The organism is Novosphingobium sp. (genome assembly GCF_036733805.1).
Taxonomy (GTDB): domain Bacteria; phylum Pseudomonadota; class Alphaproteobacteria; order Sphingomonadales; family Sphingomonadaceae; genus Novosphingobium.
Genome location: NZ_DAIMZT010000019.1, coordinates 17,607 through 35,719, shown reverse-complemented (window position 1 = coordinate 35,719; position 18,113 = coordinate 17,607). Strand labels below are relative to the sequence as shown.

General features: G+C 63.3%; 15 protein-coding genes and 1 tRNA gene. All 16 read right to left on the bottom strand.

All coding sequences use genetic code 11. The features are described from left to right. Nucleotides 1–91: 91 nt before the first annotated feature. Nucleotides 92–1,147 carry a GTPase ObgE gene (obgE, locus tag V7D69_RS06780; protein WP_324064084.1) on the bottom strand — a complete coding sequence of 352 codons (1,056 nt, stop codon included), beginning with the start codon at nt 1,145–1,147 and terminating at the stop codon, nt 92–94. Nucleotides 1,148–1,259: 112 nt separating this feature from the next. Further along, nucleotides 1,260–1,335: transfer RNA gene (locus V7D69_RS06775), tRNA-Ala, on the bottom strand. A 118-nt stretch (nt 1,336–1,453) separates the two neighbouring features. Continuing rightward, the gene (locus V7D69_RS06770) at nt 1,454–2,410 is read right to left on the bottom strand and encodes a hypothetical protein (protein ID WP_333605396.1); all 957 of its coding nucleotides are present in this window, start codon (nt 2,408–2,410) and stop codon (nt 1,454–1,456) included. Nucleotides 2,411–2,545: 135 nt separating this feature from the next. Further along, nucleotides 2,546–3,286 carry a Bax inhibitor-1/YccA family protein gene (locus V7D69_RS06765; protein WP_324064082.1) on the bottom strand — a complete coding sequence of 247 codons (741 nt, stop codon included), beginning with the start codon at nt 3,284–3,286 and terminating at the stop codon, nt 2,546–2,548. A gap of 140 nt (nt 3,287–3,426) precedes the next feature. Beyond that, nucleotides 3,427–4,248 (bottom strand): pyrroline-5-carboxylate reductase family protein, encoded by an 822-nt coding sequence (locus V7D69_RS06760; protein WP_333605395.1) that lies wholly within the window; start codon nt 4,246–4,248, stop codon nt 3,427–3,429. 47 nt (nt 4,249–4,295) lie between these two features. Further along, entirely contained in the window at nt 4,296–4,802 is a 507-nt protein-coding gene (locus tag V7D69_RS06755) for a YbjN domain-containing protein (protein WP_324064080.1), read from the bottom strand. Nucleotides 4,803–4,986: 184 nt separating this feature from the next. Further along, a complete protein-coding gene (locus V7D69_RS06750; RefSeq protein ID WP_324064079.1) occupies nt 4,987–6,711 on the bottom strand; it encodes an SPOR domain-containing protein in 1,725 nt (574 codons plus the stop codon). A gap of 352 nt (nt 6,712–7,063) precedes the next feature. Then, nucleotides 7,064–8,623, bottom strand: a complete 1,560-nt coding sequence (ftsZ, locus tag V7D69_RS06745; RefSeq protein WP_324064078.1) for a cell division protein FtsZ — start codon at nt 8,621–8,623, stop codon at nt 7,064–7,066. A gap of 187 nt (nt 8,624–8,810) precedes the next feature. Continuing rightward, nucleotides 8,811–10,091, bottom strand: a complete 1,281-nt coding sequence (ftsA, locus tag V7D69_RS06740; protein ID WP_333605394.1) for a cell division protein FtsA — start codon at nt 10,089–10,091, stop codon at nt 8,811–8,813. Continuing rightward, nucleotides 10,091–11,029 (bottom strand): cell division protein FtsQ/DivIB, encoded by a 939-nt coding sequence (locus tag V7D69_RS06735; RefSeq protein WP_324064076.1) that lies wholly within the window; start codon nt 11,027–11,029, stop codon nt 10,091–10,093. The genes ftsA and V7D69_RS06735 overlap by 1 nt, the downstream gene beginning before the upstream one ends. Continuing rightward, nucleotides 11,026–11,997, bottom strand: coding sequence for a D-alanine--D-alanine ligase (locus tag V7D69_RS06730; RefSeq protein WP_333605393.1), 972 nt, complete (start codon nt 11,995–11,997; stop codon nt 11,026–11,028). The genes V7D69_RS06735 and V7D69_RS06730 overlap by 4 nt, the downstream gene beginning before the upstream one ends. After that, on the bottom strand, nt 11,994–12,962 hold the full coding sequence (gene murB, locus V7D69_RS06725; RefSeq protein WP_333605392.1) for a UDP-N-acetylmuramate dehydrogenase: 969 nt from the start codon (nt 12,960–12,962) through the stop codon (nt 11,994–11,996). The genes V7D69_RS06730 and murB overlap by 4 nt, the downstream gene beginning before the upstream one ends. Next, nucleotides 12,962–14,383 (bottom strand): UDP-N-acetylmuramate--L-alanine ligase, encoded by a 1,422-nt coding sequence (gene murC, locus V7D69_RS06720; RefSeq protein ID WP_333605391.1) that lies wholly within the window; start codon nt 14,381–14,383, stop codon nt 12,962–12,964. Before murC ends, murB begins: the two co-directional genes overlap by 1 nt. Further along, the gene (murG, locus tag V7D69_RS06715) at nt 14,380–15,561 is read right to left on the bottom strand and encodes an undecaprenyldiphospho-muramoylpentapeptide beta-N-acetylglucosaminyltransferase (RefSeq protein ID WP_324064690.1); all 1,182 of its coding nucleotides are present in this window, start codon (nt 15,559–15,561) and stop codon (nt 14,380–14,382) included. Before murG ends, murC begins: the two co-directional genes overlap by 4 nt. Next, a complete protein-coding gene (locus V7D69_RS06710) occupies nt 15,558–16,754 on the bottom strand; it encodes an FtsW/RodA/SpoVE family cell cycle protein (RefSeq protein WP_333605390.1) in 1,197 nt (398 codons plus the stop codon). Before V7D69_RS06710 ends, murG begins: the two co-directional genes overlap by 4 nt. Then, the gene (gene murD / locus V7D69_RS06705) at nt 16,754–18,109 is read right to left on the bottom strand and encodes a UDP-N-acetylmuramoyl-L-alanine--D-glutamate ligase (protein ID WP_324064693.1); all 1,356 of its coding nucleotides are present in this window, start codon (nt 18,107–18,109) and stop codon (nt 16,754–16,756) included. Before murD ends, V7D69_RS06710 begins: the two co-directional genes overlap by 1 nt. Nucleotides 18,110–18,113 lie beyond the last annotated feature (4 nt).

The following is an 18,113-nucleotide window of genomic DNA, read 5'->3' as shown; positions in this document are numbered from 1 at the left end:
GTTATGTTCTTTTATTTCCTATTTGTCCAGACCGCCTTAAGATGAAGGTCGACCTGCCTTTACAAACAAACGCGACTTTCGCCGGCTCCGCTCAAAGCGGGGACCACGGCCTTTCATCGACTTCTTCCTGTTCGCCATCCGGCCGCTCGGTCACGGTCGCGGCGGGGAGGTAATCGATCACCGCATCCAGCAATTGCGAGACGCCTTTGCCGGTCGCGCCGGAAATCGGAAATACCTCGTCCGCGCCCGCCTGGAGCAGTTCCTTCGCATATTCCGCCGCCAGCGCATCATCCACCAGATCGATCTTGTTGAGCGCCACCAACCGCGGCTTGTCCTCCAGACCGCCGTCATAGGCTTCCAGTTCCTCCTCCACGATGCGCATCGCCTCAACCGGATCATTGCTGGAAATGTCGATCAGGTGGACCAGCACGCGACAGCGTTCGATATGACCCAGGAAGCGGTCGCCAATGCCCGCGCCATCTGCCGCGCCGGCGATCAGACCAGGGATGTCGGCCAACACGAACTCTCGGTTCTTGTGCATCACCACCCCCAGCTGCGGACGCAGGGTAGTGAATGCATAATCGCCGACCTTGGCCTTGGTATTGGTCAGCTTGTTGATGAAGGTGGACTTGCCTGCGTTCGGCATGCCGACCAAGCCTACATCGGCCAGCAGTTTCAGCCGCAGCCAGACCCCCATCTCCTGTGCCGGCTCACCCGGCTGGTGCTGGCGTGGAGCGCGGTTGGTGCTGGTCTTGTAACTGGCGTTGCCGCGCCCACCCAGGCCGCCGTGAAGCAGCGTCACGCGCTGGCCGGCGGTAACGAGGTCAGCCAGCACCGTCTCTCGATCTTCATCATCGATGATCTGGGTGCCCACCGGAACCTTTACCACCAGGTCCTTCCCGGCCGCGCCGTTGCGGTTCTTGCCCATGCCATGGCCCCCGCGCGGAGCCTTGAAATGCTGAGTATAGCGAAAATCGATCAGGGTATTGAGACCCGCCACCGCCTCGAACACTACATCGCCGCCCTTGCCGCCGTTGCCGCCGTCCGGGCCGCCATACTCAACGTATTTCTCGCGCCGGAAGCTTACCGCCCCTGGCCCGCCCGCGCCGGAGCGAATGTAGATCTTGGCTTGGTCGAGAAAATGCATGGAAACTTTATCCGGCGGAATTGGGACCTGTCAGGCCGCAAGCGTCGATGACGCTGACAAAAACGCGAACGGCCGCAGCAATGTGCGGCCGATCAGCGTGAATATCAATTACTGGTGGAGCCGAGGGGGATCGAACCCCTGACCTCGTCATTGCGAACGACGCGCTCTCCCAGCTGAGCTACGGCCCCGTTCCAGTATTGCTCTCACACGGCCTGCCGCGTCGAGAGGCGCCCACTTAGCGAAGAGAGCCTCGCCATGAAAGAGCAAAAATGCGCTGCACGAAAATTCGTCCGCCCCTTGCCGACGCTATTGCGAAAAGCCCGGCAATTTAACGCCCGGCTGAACCTGGTTCGGTTGCCGCGCCGTAACTTGCGGTTCCACGGAAGGCAATTGCACGGTTGGTTGTGACTGGCCCGGCTGTGACTGGCCCGGCTGCTGCTGGATCGGCTGTAATTGAACGGGCTGCGGTTGGACCATCTGCCGAACGGTGACCTCTTGCCCCATAGACGGCAGCGGCCCGATCGGCTGCGGCGGCCTCGACTGCTGGGCGGTAACCTGCTGCGCCACGGACGGGCGTACGGTTATCAGTCCTCCGCCATACCGCGCCTGCCAGGCGGCAAGGTCAGCCTTGTATTGCTCGTACGCGGTAAAGAAGGACTTGAACGGCGCCTCCATCTTCGCAAGGCCAGTGAACGAATAAGCCTCAAACTGAGTGGGATCGACCGTCTGCAACTCAGTGGTCACATCCATCGCGGCCTGGCAGAAGCCGCTGTCTACCGGCGGCAACGAAAAGAAGTTGTAGACCTGCGTTTGATACGTTTCCCGCGCAACCGTGGCGGCCCGGCCGCTGGCCTGAGTGCCGAAGCTGGCGTCGATCGCCTTGTTCGCGGCGGCCAGTTGCTTGGCGTAGACTTTCAGGAAGCGTTTGTAGCCGTCCAGGATTGGGGTGTACTGCGGCTCAATGCAATTAAGCGCGGCGACATTGTAGGCCGAGCGCAGGTTCCACACCGCCTGCGGCGTGGAGATCCCGGTGTTGACCGTATGGCGGTTTCCCGTGGCATCGACAGGCGGAATGGTCATGTCGGTCGGCGCGCCGTTCGGCGGCGTCGGCATCTGTGGGATAACCACGACGGGAGGCGGTGGAGGTGGCGGCGGTGCCGGTTTTGGCGCGCAACCCGAAAGCACGCTCATCGTCAGCGCCACCGCGGCCCCTGCGAGCAACGGCAACCTGCGACCAAGGCCGTTAGGCTTGAGATGTTTCAACCTTGCACTCCCATCACTGGTATCAGGTCTAACGCGCCGGGCGATCAAAGGAAATGCCCGGTGCGACAAACCGCACCGGGCATTATAGCAAGCCGAAACTGGACTGTGGATTACTTACACGCCGCCACTTATCGGTCAGCGGCGATCACCCATGAAGCTCAGCAAGAACTGGAACATGTTGACGAAGTCCAGGTAGAGGCTGAGCGCACCCAGCACCACCGCCTTGCCGACAAACTCCGTGCCGCGCAGCTGATAATACTGGTTCTTGAGCATCTGCGTATCATACGCGGTAAGCCCTGCGAAGATCAGCACGCCCAGAATCGAGACCGCGAGTTGCAAGGCAGTCGAGTGCACGAACAGGTTAATCAGCATCGCCACCAGAATGCCGACCAGGCCCATAATCAGGAAAGTGCCGAAGCCCGACAGGTCCTTCTTGGTGGTATAGCCATAAAGGCTAAGACCGGCGAACGCCGCCGCCGTGGCGAAGAAGGTGGTCGCAATCGAAGTCGCGGTGAAAACCAGGAAGATCGTCGAAAGCGACAAGCCCATAACCACCGCGAAGCCCCAGTAGAGCATCTGCAGCGTCGTCGTCTGCATCCGGTTCGCGCCATAGCTCATGGCGAACACAAAACCGAGCGGCGCAAGCATGACCACCCACTTCAGCGGCGAGAAGGCCATCTGCTCGGCCATACCGGAGTTGGCGAAAAGCATCGCCACGATGCCGGAAAGCAGAACGCCGGACGCCATGTAATTATAAATCGACAACATGTGCCGGCGCAGCCCCGTGTCGTACGAGGCCCGGCCCGCGGCACGCCCGTCAAGGCTGGGCGACGCACCAAAACCCGAACGGGGCTGGGGGTCGTTCCAATTTGCCATTTCAAACTCCCTTTCACGGGGCCTTCCGCACGATGCGGCTCCCCGGACGAAAGCAATATCGGCCTGCATGAGTAAAGATTCAAGAAAAACCGAGCGCAACCGTTTGTGACAAATTGTACAAGGGGCTGGTAGAAATCGCTCTATCCCCGCCGCGCGTCAGCCGCCATTTCCGCGTTTCGATCACGCGATGCCGTCATCGCCTCAGCAATGACCCTGGCCAATGCACCGTCGGCATCCAGCACGTTGAGACCGGCCCGCGTGGAACCGCCGGGGCTCGCGACCCGATCAGCCAGCACGCCTGGCGAGACGGGCGGCGACGCTTCGGCCTGTTGCGCGGCAAGTTGCGCCGCGCCCTCCACCATCGCCAGCGCGAGGCGCTGCGATTGCCCTTCCTCCAGCCCCAACGTCACGGCCGCGGTGGCCAACGCGTCGATGAAACGATAAACGAAGGCAGGGCCGCAGCCGGCAAGTGCAGTTACGGCGTCGAAAAGATGCTCGCCTGCCAGCCATTCCGGCGTTCCCAGCGGAGCCATCAGCGCTATCACCGCGGCGCGCCCCGCCTCGTCAAGACCCCTGGAGTCAAGCGCGACTGGCGATTTGCCGATCGCCGCTGCCAGGTTAGGCATAATCCGCACAATCGCACCTGCCTCTGGAAAGCGTGTGGACAGGCTATCGAACTCAACCCCCGCCAGGATTGAGAACAGGACGGTCTCCCGGCCGACCAGGCCGGAAAGGGCGGGTGCGAGATCGTCCAGGCCCTGCGGCTTGATCCCCAGCAGAATCGCGTCGAAACGCCCCTGAGGAAGCTCCCGAAGCAGAGTAACGCCATCGGGCACGTCGCCGCGCTGCGGATCGACCACCGTAAAACGCGAAGCGGGAATGCCGCCGGCCAGCCAACCGACGAGCATGGCTCCGGCCATGTTACCGCAGCCCACCAGCAGAATGTTCTGAAAACGGTCCATGCGCGTCGCTTAGGCGAGCGCAGACGTCCTGCCAAGGGCAAGCCCCGTCATGCTTCCCCGGCGGCGTCCACCAAGGCGGCCGCGAGCGCCTCCGCAGGCGTCTTGTCTCCCCACAGGATGAATTGGAAAACCGGATAGAAGCGGTCACACTCCTCAATCGCGGCTTCGACCACAAGCTGGGCCTGTCCGGGACCGAGCAGTCCGTCTTCGCCAAGCATCAAGCCGTGGCGGTAAAGCACCACGCCGCCGTTCGACCACATGTCGAAATGGCCGAGCCAGAGCTGTTCGTTGATAAGCGACAGCGCTTCGAACATGGCCGGGCGCTTGCCGTCGACGACGCGGATGTCGGGCAGGCAAAGAAGCTGCAACACCCGGTCCTCCGCACGCCAGATCGCCTGGAACTGGTACGTTGCCCAAGCGCCTTTCACTTCGGCCGAAATTTCATCCTCGCCCGAATATTCGTAAGGCCACTCGCGCGCCTCGAACAACGACGCGAGCATTTCCACCGGAGCGGCCTCATCGTCTCGGTCGATATCGTCCTGAACCGTCCTCATAATTTCCGACACAAGCTCTCCGCGAATACGCGTGCATGGATGCTGCGTTCCGGCAGCGCAACACAATGCGCGAAGAGCGATCGGCTGCGCAAAACTGCACAAGTCTGTTTACAGCGTGTGGATAAGAATAACCAAATCTTAACGGAGGACGGCGAGCCCCCTCGCCCGACGCGCCTTCCGGCGTTCACTTGTCCGAAAGTGGATCGACCACCTGACCGGCCGGGCTGGTCCACGGCATTGCACCATCGAAGCCGGCCTTTTTCAATTCTGCAACGAACTGGTCGGCGGACTTCTGCGTTCCGAAGGGGCCCGCCAGGATGCGGTTCGTGCGGCCCATCTCGCTTACATAGGCTTGCCGCCCTTTAAACAGCGCGGGCGCCTGCTTGGCATAGCGTCGCCAATCGAACGCGATGGCATCCTTGTCGCGCCCCACGCCCATCTGCACCCAGATCCGGCTTGGATGAGCGGGAGGGGCGGGCTTCTCTGGCTTCTTAGGCTTGGGCTTGTCTGCAGGCTTTGCTGCTGCCTTGGGATCGGGTTTCACCTCCGCGCGTCCGATCTTGCGGATGTCCACAGCCCCGGCAGTCGGCTCGGCGCGCATCGTGGGCTTGCCGAAATCTGCGAAGATCGCGGCAAGCGATGGCCGGCCCGGAAGCGGCGACGACGGGGGCGGCGACGCTTCGGCAGGCGGCGAAGTGGGCCTGCGGGGCGGTGGGCTTGATGCAGGTGCCGGTGCGGGCGGCGGTGAGGCAGCGGGAGATGGCGGGTGCGCCGCCTGCAAATTCCCAAGATCGAAGCCCGGCGTAGCAACGTGGCCGGTGACGCCAACCGGTGAAGGCGCGTTATGCGATGCCGAAGTCGGTGCCGGCGTTGGCGGCGCTGGTGTCGGTATGCTTCGTGCCGGAGGAGGCGGAGCTTTCGCCGCAGCCGAACCTGCTAAAGGCGGCAATTCACCGCCGCTCTCGATCGCCGGCTTGGGCTCCGGCGGGGCGACTCTGTCTGGGTCCGCCGAAGCGAGCGTTGCCTGGCGGGCAGCCTCGGTCCGGCCCGTGGGACGTGGCTCTGCGTTCGGCAACCGCGTCAGATGCGCGGCTTTCGCCCGGGCGCGCGCCGCCTTGGCGCTCCGATCCCCGCCCAGCGGCTCACCCTTCGGAACCAGGCCCGAATCGGCGGCAGCGGTGCGCAAGGGGGCATAAGCGGCGATGCGCGGATCATCCCGGCCGACCTCCGATGCGCGAGGAAAACGGCCCAAGTTAGCGGCGGCCGCCTGCTGAGCACGCGTCAGGCGCGGCATGTAGCGCAAGTAAGGTGCGATGTTTTCGGCCAGTTGCGGCGGCAGGATCGTTCCCGCTAGATCTACCGCCTGCTTGGTGTCTCCAGCAATCGCCAGAGCAAACGCACGGGTTCGCCACCCCGGCTTGTCCTGCTTTCTCAGGAGCGGCAGCAAGGTCGCATCCGCAGCTTTCGCATCGCCGGCGATGGCCAGGCTCAGCGCCAGCCGCATCCGCACTTCGTCACTGCCCTGCGTTGCCATTGCCATGGCGTAATAGCGCTGCGCCGCGGCATTATCGCCCACCAGATCATAAGCAAGGCCCCGGTCCGCCGCGAGTTGGATCGGGACGGCGCCGGCTCTCTCAGCGGCGTCGAACAAAGGGATAGCGCTGACCGGGTCGCCATTCATCACGTAAGCACGCGCCAAGCCGGCTTTCACGGCCGGCTGGTTAGGCGCAACCTCGTCCGCACGGCGATAGAAACCGATTGCAGCGTCGAAATCGCCGGCGCCGCGCGCCGCGTCGCCGGCTTCAATCAGCGCCGCGATATCACGGGGATCACGCCCCAGCTTTGCCAGCGCGGCATTAAGGCGCGCGGTGCCGGGATCGGGAAGGGACTGGATGATCGGGCGCGACACGGTGGGCGCGCTCCTCGCCCATCCCGCCGAAGACAAGGTGATGGCACTGCCGGCCGCCGCCACGAGGCAGCACACGATTCTGGCTTCAACCCGCAAGACCCGAGACACCCATGCCTGTCCGCTGACCTCGCCCGTCTGCTGGATCGCGATCGATAAGTTTGGGTTGGATCATGATCCGGTTACCCGTTGTTTTGCATTTCCCAGTCACAGCGGTTTCCGACTTGAAAATGCTCCACTCATCGCAGCCAGCGCCGCATCGGCCCTATGCGCTGGGATCGATGAACCTCATGCGAACGGGCCGGCGATGCGCCAATGGCGACTGCACGATACGCCGAGCCCGCTGCACAAGCCCTTACTGGTTGTTCTGCCGCCCCAGGAATCGCGGAATGCTGATCGAGCTGCTGTCGCCATCTTCATCTTCAAGAGGTTCGCCGGCAGGCGCCTTGGGACGCGAAAGGCTGGTCATACGCTCAAACAGGGTGCTGCCGCCCGCAGCCGGCTTCGGCCTTGCCGGAGCGCTTTCAGCAGCCGCACGCGAAGCCTCACCCCGCCCGCCGTCGAAAAGCAGTTCATCCTGCACCCGCGCCCTTCGAGCGGAAGTCGGTTCAGGCTCCGCTTCTTCCTCCAAGCCCAGATCAAGCGGCTCGCGGCGCGTCGCGGCCAGGCCGCTGAGACTGGCGTAATTGCCCGAGGCCGTCTGTTCCTCCTCAATCTCATCCCCCGCGCCCAGCTCCAACTCGGCGGTCGGTTCGTAAACTTCAGCTGGCGATACGAACGGGTTCGACGCAGGCTGATGAAGTTCGACCGGTTCGAGCGTGGACGGTGTTTCGATGACAGGCTCAGACGTCGCATGCGAAACGGGTGCGGGCGCCTGCACGGCCGGGCGGACCGGTCCACGCGCAGCAGTCAGGTTCATCGGACGTGAGGCCACTTCCGCCTGCTCGGCAGTCTGCTCGATACCGGTAGCGACCACGGAAACGCGGATCTTCCCCTGCAGGTCCGGATTGAAAGCCGAACCCCAGATGATGTTCGCATCGCTGTCCACCAGTTCGCGGATGTGGTTCGCCGCCTCGTCCACCTCAAGCAGCTTCATATCGTCGCCGCCGATGATCGAGATAATCACACCCTTGGCGCCCTGCATCGACACGCCGTCCAGAAGCGGGTTGGCGATCGCCCTCTCTGCCGCTTCCAGCGCGCGGTTGGGGCCTTCGCCCTCGCCGGTGCCCATCATGGCCTTGCCCATCTCTCCCATGACGGAGCGCACGTCAGCAAAGTCAAGGTTGATGAGGCCCGGCATGACCATCAGGTCAGTGATCGAACGCACGCCCTGCTGCAGCACTTCGTCGGCAAGCTGGAATGCCTCCTTGAAAGTGGTCTCCGCCTTGGCGACTAGAAACAGGTTCTGGTTCGGGATAACTATCAGGGTATCGACGTGCTTTTGCAGTTCTTCGATGCCAGCGTCCGCCGAACGCATGCGGCGCGTACCCTCGAAGAGGAACGGCTTGGTCACGACGCCGACGGTCAGCACGCCCTTCTCTCGCGCGGCCTGCGCGATAATTGGCGCAGCGCCGGTGCCCGTGCCGCCACCCATGCCGGCGGCGATGAACACCATGTGCACCCCGTCCAGAATGCGGTCGATCTCTTCCAGCGTCTCTTCCGCAGCCGCGCGTCCCACTTCGGGCCGCGAACCCGCGCCAAGGCCCTGCGTGATATCCGGCCCAAGCTGGATGCGGGTTTCGGCGATCGAATTGTTAAGCGCTTGCGCGTCGGTATTGGCGACGACGAAATCCACGCCCTCGATCTGGGCCTGGATCATGTTGGCGATGGCATTGCCGCCCGCGCCGCCCACACCGATGACGACGATCCGCGGACGAAGCTCGTCTATCGCCGGCGGTCCGATATTAATGCTCATTTGGCTCTCCTGGCAGTCCCGCGCGCGAAGAATTTCATTTGACCAATCTGATTGCACGCTTCGACTCATCGACGCAAAGCATGGTAAACCTTTGTCCACAGCGAAAACCGCCGTTCCGGGCGATTTATTACTGCTCACCGCCTTCTCTGCACGCCTGATCGGTTAAGGCCGATTCTGACGGCATTCCTTAGAAATATTCCTTCAACGCCTGATAGACCCGGCCCACAGTGCCCAACCCCCCGAGCTTCATCGTGCGTTGAGCGCTGCGGCTTGTGGAACGGATATCGACAGGATCCGCAGCCGCATAAAGAACCAGGCCGGCGAGAGTGGAAAAGCCGGGCTTCACATGCGCTTCCGCAAGGCCCGACAGATGCGGCACTCGGCCGATACGCACCGGCTTGCCGATCGCCGCCTGCGCATAATCGGCAAGCCCCACCAGCTCGGCACCACCGCCGGTGATGACCACTTGCTTAGCGCGTTGGCCGGTGAAATGCATGGCTTTGAGCGCCTTGTTCACCTCTTCCATCACCACGCCAAGCTGGCCCGTGATGACGCCGATCAATTCGGCGCGTGGAACACGATTTTTGTCATCGGCATGACGCGCGAGCGGGCCGGAACCTTCCTCTCCGGGAGCATTGACCGGAATCATTTCGCGATGGTCGTGCGGGCTGGCGATTGCCGATCCGTTGACGCACTTGAGACGCTCGGCCTGAAAGCGGCGGATGCCGAATGCGGACGCGACGGCGTCGGTGAGATCGGCCGACCCCATCGGGATTGCCATCATATCCTTGAGCATCCCCTGCTCGTAGATTGCAACATTAGTCAGTTCCGCGCCGAATTCGACAAGCGCGACGCCCAGGTCGCGCTCTTCGGGGGACAGGCAGGCATGCCCCGCCGCAATCGGCGAGGCGACAACCGCTTCAACTTCCAGATGCGCGCTCTGCACCGCTTCAGTCAGGTTGCGGATCGGCGCGCCGTCAGCCATCATCACGTGGATATCAACCCCGAGCCGTTCCGCATGGAGGCCCTTGGGGTTGGCCACGCCGTGCGCTCCGTCGAGCCGGTATTGCGCGGGCTGCGCATGAAGCACCATACGCCCATCCGGCTGGATTACATCGCGCGCAGCGATCAGCAGCTGGTCGATATCCTCCTGCTCTATGCGCCGGCCGCCGATCTCGGCATCGAACTGATCGATGCGGCTGGCCAATCCGGCGCCGGAACAGCCGATCCAGACCTTCTGTACAGCGGTGTCAGCCATCTTCTCCGCGCGATCGATGGCATCGCGCACGGCATAAGTCGCCGCAGCCATGTCCGTCACATAGCCGCGTTTGACGCCCTGACTGGCTCGATGGCCGGAACCGAGCACGACCATGTCGCCCATTTCGTTGATCCCCGCAACGATCGCGGAAATGCGAAACGAGCCGATGTTGACCGCGCCGAACACCCGCGTGATCCGGGGACCTGCCATTACTGCTCCTCCGCCTGGGCCGTATGCGGGACTGCCCCCGCCTTGAGTGCGAGTTCCTTGCCGTCTTCGTCCGGAACCCGCAGATAGATGCGGTCCTTCGCCCGCATGTCGAACGCAGTAACCTTGCCACCGAGAAGGCGATTGGTGCCGTCGAGCCGGGCGAAAGTGACCAGCGCGCTCGCCGCCTCCCTGTCTCCTTCCGGAAGCGCCAGGACCTGCCCGGTTTGAAACGTGAGGTTCCAGCGCCGGTTGCCGATCCGCTCAGCCTCCACCACGCGCGGCTTCAGGGCCGGCGCCGCTTCGAGGAGCTGCGACAGCGCAACGACCTGTTGCCCGGCGCCAGGGCCAGAGACGATGAGCTTGCCTTGCGCATTCGCCCGGCTGATCGTTTCCAGTTCATGCCCGGTCTCATCGATCAGCACGAAACGATCAGCCTTGCGCAGGACCGCGTGCGGATCGCGTTCGACAATGTCGATCACGAGCGTGTCGGGAAGCTGACGGGAGACGCGCGCGTCCTTGACCCATGAAAGGCCGAGCAGTTCGCCGCGCAGCCGCTCCAGGTCGACTGCCGGCATCGCCCGATCACGCTCGGCCAGGGCCTTTTCATAGACCTTCAGCTCGTTGAGGTTCTTGACGCCGCGCACCTCTACGCGCTTGACCTCAAACCCTGCGTTGGCCGCCGTTTGTGCGATTTGATAGTTCGCCATGGTCGGCAGGCCGGCCATCGAGGCCACGACCCAGACGAGCACCACCGCGCCGCCCAGGATGGTCGCCAGGAATATCCGGTGCAACTGCTGCTCGGAAAAGGGCAGCCAGCTCATCGCCATGTCAAGCGCCGACCCGGTTGTGCTCCTGGCCTGCCGCACCTTGGCCTTGGCGCCCTGCGCCGCCGCGGCCTTTCGCGCGGTCTTGGCCTTGCGCCGGATCGTCGTGCTCATTTGGCGTGTCCCCTCGCCGTTCGAACATTCGCCTCGTGAGCGTTCGCAAGCGTCTCCGCTATGATCGCCTCGACGAGATCGGGATAATCCATTCCACAGGCGCGCGCCTGCTCAGGCACGAGGCTAAGCGGCGTCATGCCCGGCTGCGTATTGACCTCCAGCAGGAACAGCCCCTCCACGCCCTGCGTATCGTCCCACCGGAAGTCCGCGCGGCTGGTGCCCTTGCACCCTAGCTGCCGGTGCGCACGCAGAGCGATGTCCTTGCACGCCAGCGTGATCTCGTCCGGGATGTCCGCCGGGCAGACGTGCTCAGTCATGCCGTCAGTATACTTGGCGTCGAAATCGTAGAAACCAGACTTGGGCTTCAGTTCCGTAACCAGTAGCGCCCGGTCTCCAATCACTGCGGTGGTCAACTCCCGCCCGCGGATGTACGGCTCGGCCAGAAGCTCTTCGAACTCCTGCCATGGTCCCGTAGCGTCGCGGCTGATCGGATTCCCGTAATTGCCCTCTTCCGTGACGATGGCGACACCGACAGACGAACCCTCGTTCACGGGCTTGAGCACATAGGGGCGCGGCAGCGGATCGCGCTCATGGACCTCTGCCGACTTGACCACCCGCCCACCCGGCATCGGAATGCCATGAGGAACCAGCGCCTGCTTGGTCAGCTCCTTGTCGATCGCGATCACTGAAGTCGCGAGGCCGGAATGCGTATATGTCAGGCCCATCAGGTCCATCATCCCCTGCACCGTGCCATCTTCGCCGGGGGCGCCGTGCAGGGCGTTGAACACGACATCGGGCTTCGCCTCGGCCAGCCGCAGCGCAACCTCGCGATCCATGTCAATGCGCGTAACCTTGTGGCCTTTCGACTCCAGGGCCTTGGCCACGCCTTCCCCGCTCATGAGCGAGACCGGCCGTTCGCTCGACCATCCGCCCATCAGAACCGCGACATGGAGTTTGGGCAAGCTCATGGACGACCTACTCTCTGAATTTCCCATTCGAGCTCGATGCCCGAGTTTTCCTTCACCCGCCGACGGACCTCTTCCCCCAGCGCCTCGATATCGGCGCTCGTCGCATCGCCCGTGTTAATGAGGAAGTTCGTGTGCTTTTCGCTGACCTGCGCGCCGCCGATCCGCAGCCCACGGCAATCCGCCTCATCGACAAGTTGCCACGCCTTGTGCCCCGGCGGGTTCTTGAAAGTCGATCCGCCGGTCTTTGAACGCAGCGGTTGCGATGCTTCCCGGCTGCTGGAGATGCGATCCATTTCGGCCTGGATGGCTTGTGGCTGGCCGGCGCGCCCGCGAAACCGCGCGGCGATCACGATCGCGCCTTCCTGCAGTTCAGAGTGGCGATATGTGTAATGCAAATCGGCGTTGCGCAGCGTGACCTGTTCGCCCGATCGCAGCACGACGTCGCAATCGACCAGGATGTCCTTCACCTCACCGCCATAGGCCCCGCCATTCATCCGCACGAAGCCACCCACAGTGCCGGGAATGGAGCGGAGAAACTCAACGCCGGCGATACCGCTGTCACGCGCGGTGGACGATACCAGAATACCCGAGGCGCCGCCGCCGCAGTCGAGGGTCAATTCGTCCACTTTTCTCACCTGAGCGAACGTCTTGCCGAGACGGATCACGACGCCGGGCACTCCACCGTCACGCACGATCATGTTCGAGCCCAGGCCGAGCGCCATCACCGGCACGGCCGGATCGAGGTCGCGCAGGAAGCGCTGCAGATCGGCAAGGTCCTTCGGTTCGAATAGCCATTCCGCCGCCCCGCCCGACTTGAACCAGACAAGGGGGGCCAGGGCGGCATTGGCGGTAAGCTTGCCTCTTACCCCGTTCGTGTCGAGCGAAGTCGAGACACCTGCGCCTGACGTGTCTCGACTTCGCTCGACACGAACGGAAACAGGATTGGAAGAGGCTGGTCTGGACATCACCCACCCCTCCGCGTCTTGATCGCCTCAGCCAGACCCGCGGCCCACTTGGTGATGTCGCCCGCGCCCAGGCATACGACCATATCGCCGGGCTGGACGGCGTCCGCGAGAACGTCGGCCAGCGCATCAGGTCCGGCGATGACTTGCGCGGAGCGATGCCCGCGCGCTTTCATCCCGGCGACCATCGCATCCGAGGTTGCGCCCTCGATCGGCTGTTCACCGGCCGGATAGACCGGGGCGGCATAGACCACATCCGCATCGTTGAAGGCGCTTTCGAAATCGTCCATGTGATCGCGCAGGCGGGTGAAACGGTGCGGCTGTACCACGGCGATAACGCGGCCCTTCACACCTTCGCGCGCGGCAGCGAGCACGGCGCGGATTTCCACCGGATGATGCCCGTAATCATCGATCACGGTAACCGCGCCTTCGTCCACGGGCACTTCGCCGACCTTGGTGAAGCGGCGCTTGACGCCGCCGAACTTCCCGAAGCCGCTGCGGATCACTGCGTCGCCGCAGCCCATCTCCACCGCCACGCCGACGGCAGCGAGGGCGTTCTGCACGTTATGGCGGCCCGGCATGGGCAGTTCTATGCCCGCGATCCGGCGGAACGAGCCGTCACGCTGGCGCAGCGCGACGTCGAAACGGTTGCCCCCGGGAATGGGAGTGACATTCTCGCCCCGAATGTCGGCCTGCGCAGAAAAGCCGTAAGTAACCACGCGCCGATCGCGGACTTTCGGAATGATCGCCTGCACTTCGGGATGATCGATGCAAAGCATGGCCGCGCCGTAGAACGGCACGTTCTCGATAAACTCGACGAAGGCTTCCTTCACGCGTTCGAATGAGCCGTAATGATCGAGATGTTCCGGATCGATATTGGTCACGACCGCCAGCGTGCCGTCCAGCCGCAGGAACGATCCGTCGCTCTCATCGGCTTCCACGACCATCCAGTCGGATTCGCCCAGGCGCGCATTGGAGCCATATGCATTGATGATGCCGCCGTTGATGACGGTGGGGTCGATCCCGCCCGCATCCAAAAGCGCCGCGATCATCGATGTTGTCGTAGTTTTGCCATGCGTACCGGCAACGGCGACCGTGTTCTTCAGCCGCATCAGCTCGGCCAGCATTTCCGCGCGCCGCACCACTGGGATACGGTGTTCGAGAGCATAAACCACTTCCGGGTTATCACGCTTGACCGCCGTGGAGGTAACCACAACCGCGGCTCCGATCACATTCTCGGCCGCGTGACCGATCATGACCTTTATGCCCCGTTTGCGCAGGCCCTCTATCACATAGCTTTCGGCAATGTCCGAGCCCTGTACTGAATAGCCCAGGTTGTGCATGACTTCGGCGATGCCGGACATGCCGATGCCGCCAATGCCGACGAAGTGGATCGTGCCGATATCGGTCCCGACGCCCCTCATCGTATCGCTCCCTTCGCCAGGGCCTCTCCCCGTTTGGGTGCAGCCGCCTTCTCCATGCGGATCACGTCCATGATCGGTGCGGCGCCGAAGCTCTCCACAAGATCGGCGAGGTCGCTGGCCGCATTGGGATAGCCGCAGTTCCATGCGGCATGAGCCGCATTGGCAAGCGTTGCTGGGTGTTGCGCCATGGCCTGGATCTGCTTGGCCAGCGCGGTCGCGGTAAAGCTCTCCTGCCGGATCGCCCGGGCGCCCCCGGCGGCCACGATCTCCCGCGTATTGGCCGCCTGATGATCGTCAGTGGCGATGGGCAGCGGAATAAGGATGGCCGGACGACCGACCGCCGTCAGCTCGGCAATCGTCGACGCGCCGGCGCGGCCGATGAACAAGTGCGCATCGGCCAGGCGCTCGGCCATATCCTCGAAATAAGTGGCAAGTTCGGCCGGAATGCCATGGCCAGCATAACGCGCGCGTACCGCGTCGATATCTTCCGGGCGGCACTGCTGGATAACCTGCAAGCGCGAGCGCAATGCGGGAGGCAACATGGCAAGTCCGTCCGGCACCACCTCGGACAGTACCCGCGCGCCTTGGCTGCCGCCCGTCACCAGGATCCGCAGCAACCCTTCTTCGCTGAACTCCGGGAATGGCGCATCGCGCAGAGTCAGCACATCGGCGCGCACGGGATTGCCCACCAGGGTAACCTTGTGATCGCACTTTGGATCAAGCCGATCGACCTGCTCGAACGCGGTTGCGATGGCATTGACCTTGCCGGCGAAATAGCGATTGACGCGGCCCAGCACCGCGTTCTGCTCATGCAGCACCGTGGGTATCGCGGCTGAAGTTGCCGCCAGCAACGTCGGCAACGCGGGGTAGCCGCCAAAACCGACAACGGCCGAAGGCTGAAAGCTCTGGAACAGGCGCAGCGCCATGCGCCGCCCCTCCATCACGCCTTTCGCCCCTTTTAGCCATGCCAGCGGGTTCATTCCGGCGATGCGGCCGGCCGGCAGCACGTGCGATGTCAGGTATTCCGGCTTGCCCGGAATCGCGGCGCCGCGCTCATCCGTAATCAGCGCGAGGTGATGCCCGCGCCGATGCAGTTCGGCGGCCAGGGCGAAAGCAGGGATGAGGTGTCCGCCCGTCCCGCCGGCGGCGAGCACATAATGGCGGGAAACCAGACTCATTGAGCATCTCCGATGGCGCGCAGCGAAAACTTCTCGCGCTGGATAAAGGGATTGCGGCGCGTGATCGCCAGCAGCAGCCCCATGCACAGGCACATCGCAACCGTGGACGAACCACCATAGCTGATAAGCGGCAAGGTCATGCCCTTTGAAGGGAAGAGCTGCAGATTGACGAGGACATTGATGAACGCCTGCCCGCCGAGCTGCGCCGCAAAACCCGATGCGGCAAGGACGGTGAAAAGATCCTCCTCTTCCACCAGGCGCAGGATCACCCGCGTCAGGATCGCGAGGTAAAGCAGCACGATCGCCATGCAGGCGAGCAGGCCGAACTCCTCGCCGATCACAGAGAATATGTAATCGGTATGTGCTTCGGGCAGCGCCAGCTTGCGCGTGCCCATCCAGAAGCCGAGCCCGGTCCACCCGCCGTTAAGCAGCGTACGCTCGGCCAGATCGACCTGGTCAAAGGCGGTGCCGCCGAACAGGAAATTATCGATGCGGTTCCGGCCGTTGGAATAAGTGAAATACATCAGGATCAGCCCGACGAACCCCACGCCGAAGAACATGCCAAGACGCTTGATGTCTATGCCTGCAAGCAGGATCAGCACCAGGAACGTCCCAGAGAATAACATTGTCGAGCCGAAATCGGGCTGCAGCATCAGCAAAGCGCCCAGCAGGCCCATCACCCCGAAACAGATGGCCACCACCGGGATCTGCGGATCACGCGCGCGCCAGGAAAGAATCCAGGCAAGCAGGATCGGATAGCCGCATTTGAGAAACTCCGAGGGCTGCAGCGAAATGCCGAAACGCAGCCAGCGCTTAGCGCCGTTGACTTCCGAACCGATGATAGGAACCAGCATGAGCGCAACCAGCATCGACGCGCCAATCAGGATGCCGAACCTTCGGGCGCTCTCCTTCCCCAGGCTCGATGCCCAGAACATCGCGCCCAGGCCCAGCAATTGCCAGCGCATGTGCAGATTGAAGAAATAGAGATCCGAAAGCTTCTCGTGCGCGGTGGAGAGCCGGCGCGCGCTGGCGGGTGAACCTGCGGCAACCGCAACCGCGCCGACCGCCATCAAGATCAGGACAAGGATCAGCGTAGCCCGGTCAATCTCCTGCCACCACACAGCCAGGCGGCTTCGGCGATTGCGGTTGTAACGATTGGCGGCAGAACGCGACACCGGCGCCGTGCTGGCCATCAGCCTTTCCCCCCGGTCTCCTCGTCGGGCGCGAGCAGCGCTTCAACGATCTGGCGGAACGTCTGGCCGCGCGCTTCGAAATCGCGGAACTGGTCGAAACTGGCGCAGGCGGGCGAAAGCATGACGACGTCGCCCGGTTTCGCCTCGGCCATGGCTTGGCGGATTGCCTCGGCCATCATCTCCGAGCGGTGAACACGGGTGTAAGGGGCCAGAATTTCAGCAAAGCGCGGGCCCGCGTCACCTATCGTATAAGCGGCGGCGACATTACCGAAATAAGGCATGCATTCGTCCAGATCGTCGCCTTTGGGCAGACCTCCGAGAATCCAGTGCAGCCGCGGCTCCGGGTTTGGCGGGAATGCGGCGATGGCCGGTGCGGCTGACGCCGGGTTAGTGGCCTTGCTGTCGTTGATGTAGACGACGCCGTTCGCCTCTGCCACCCGTTCCATCCGATGCGGCAGACCGCGAAAGTCGCGCAGCGCCCTCTCCCACTGTCCCTTCTTGATCCCCAATGCTTCGACGATGGCCACGGCTACGGCTGCGTTCTGCAGATTGTGCGGACCCTGCAGCGAAGGCCATCCCCCCTGCATCTCAGCCAGATCACTGCCATCAACCAGCCGGATAAGGCCGGGGGCCCGCCGCGCCGCCTCCACGCGCGCGATGATCCCCGTCTCGCTGTCGGTCATCCCGAACACGCCGCAGCGCTCCTTGCCCTGCATCTCGAACAACCGTGCCTTGGACGCCGCGTAAGCTTCGAGAGTCCCATAGCGATCAAGGTGGTCAGGCGTGAGATTGAGCAAGGCCGCAACCTCGCAATCAAGGCTGTGCGTAAGGTCTATCTGGTAGCTCGACAGTTCAAGCACGTAGACGCCGCCTTCCGGCAACGGATCGCTTCCCAGCACCGGCACGCCGATATTGCCGCCCACTTGAGACGGAACGCCCGCCACTTCAAGAATGTGATTGACGAGCGAGGTAGTGGTCGATTTGCCGTTAGTCCCGGTGATGCCGACCACGCGATGCGTGGGCAAGGTATGACGGGCAAGCGCAAAAAGCTCTATGTCGCCGATCACCGGTACGCCGGCGCGCGCCGCCGCCTCTGCCACCGGGTGCTGGTTGAGCGCAATCCCCGGCGAAACGATCACGCCATCGTAGCCGGCCAGGTCCGCGGCTACCGGATCGGCCAGTTCGACTTTGCCGCAATCGATCCATTCACATAGACCCTGCCGAGGCTCGTCGCGGCTGTCCCACGCCATCACGTGCGCCCCGCTCGCCACCAGCGAAGCGACCGTGGCCTGACCTGACCTGGCAAGGCCCAGTACCGCGTAGCGTTTACCGGCAAAGGCGGAAGAGACGATCACATCC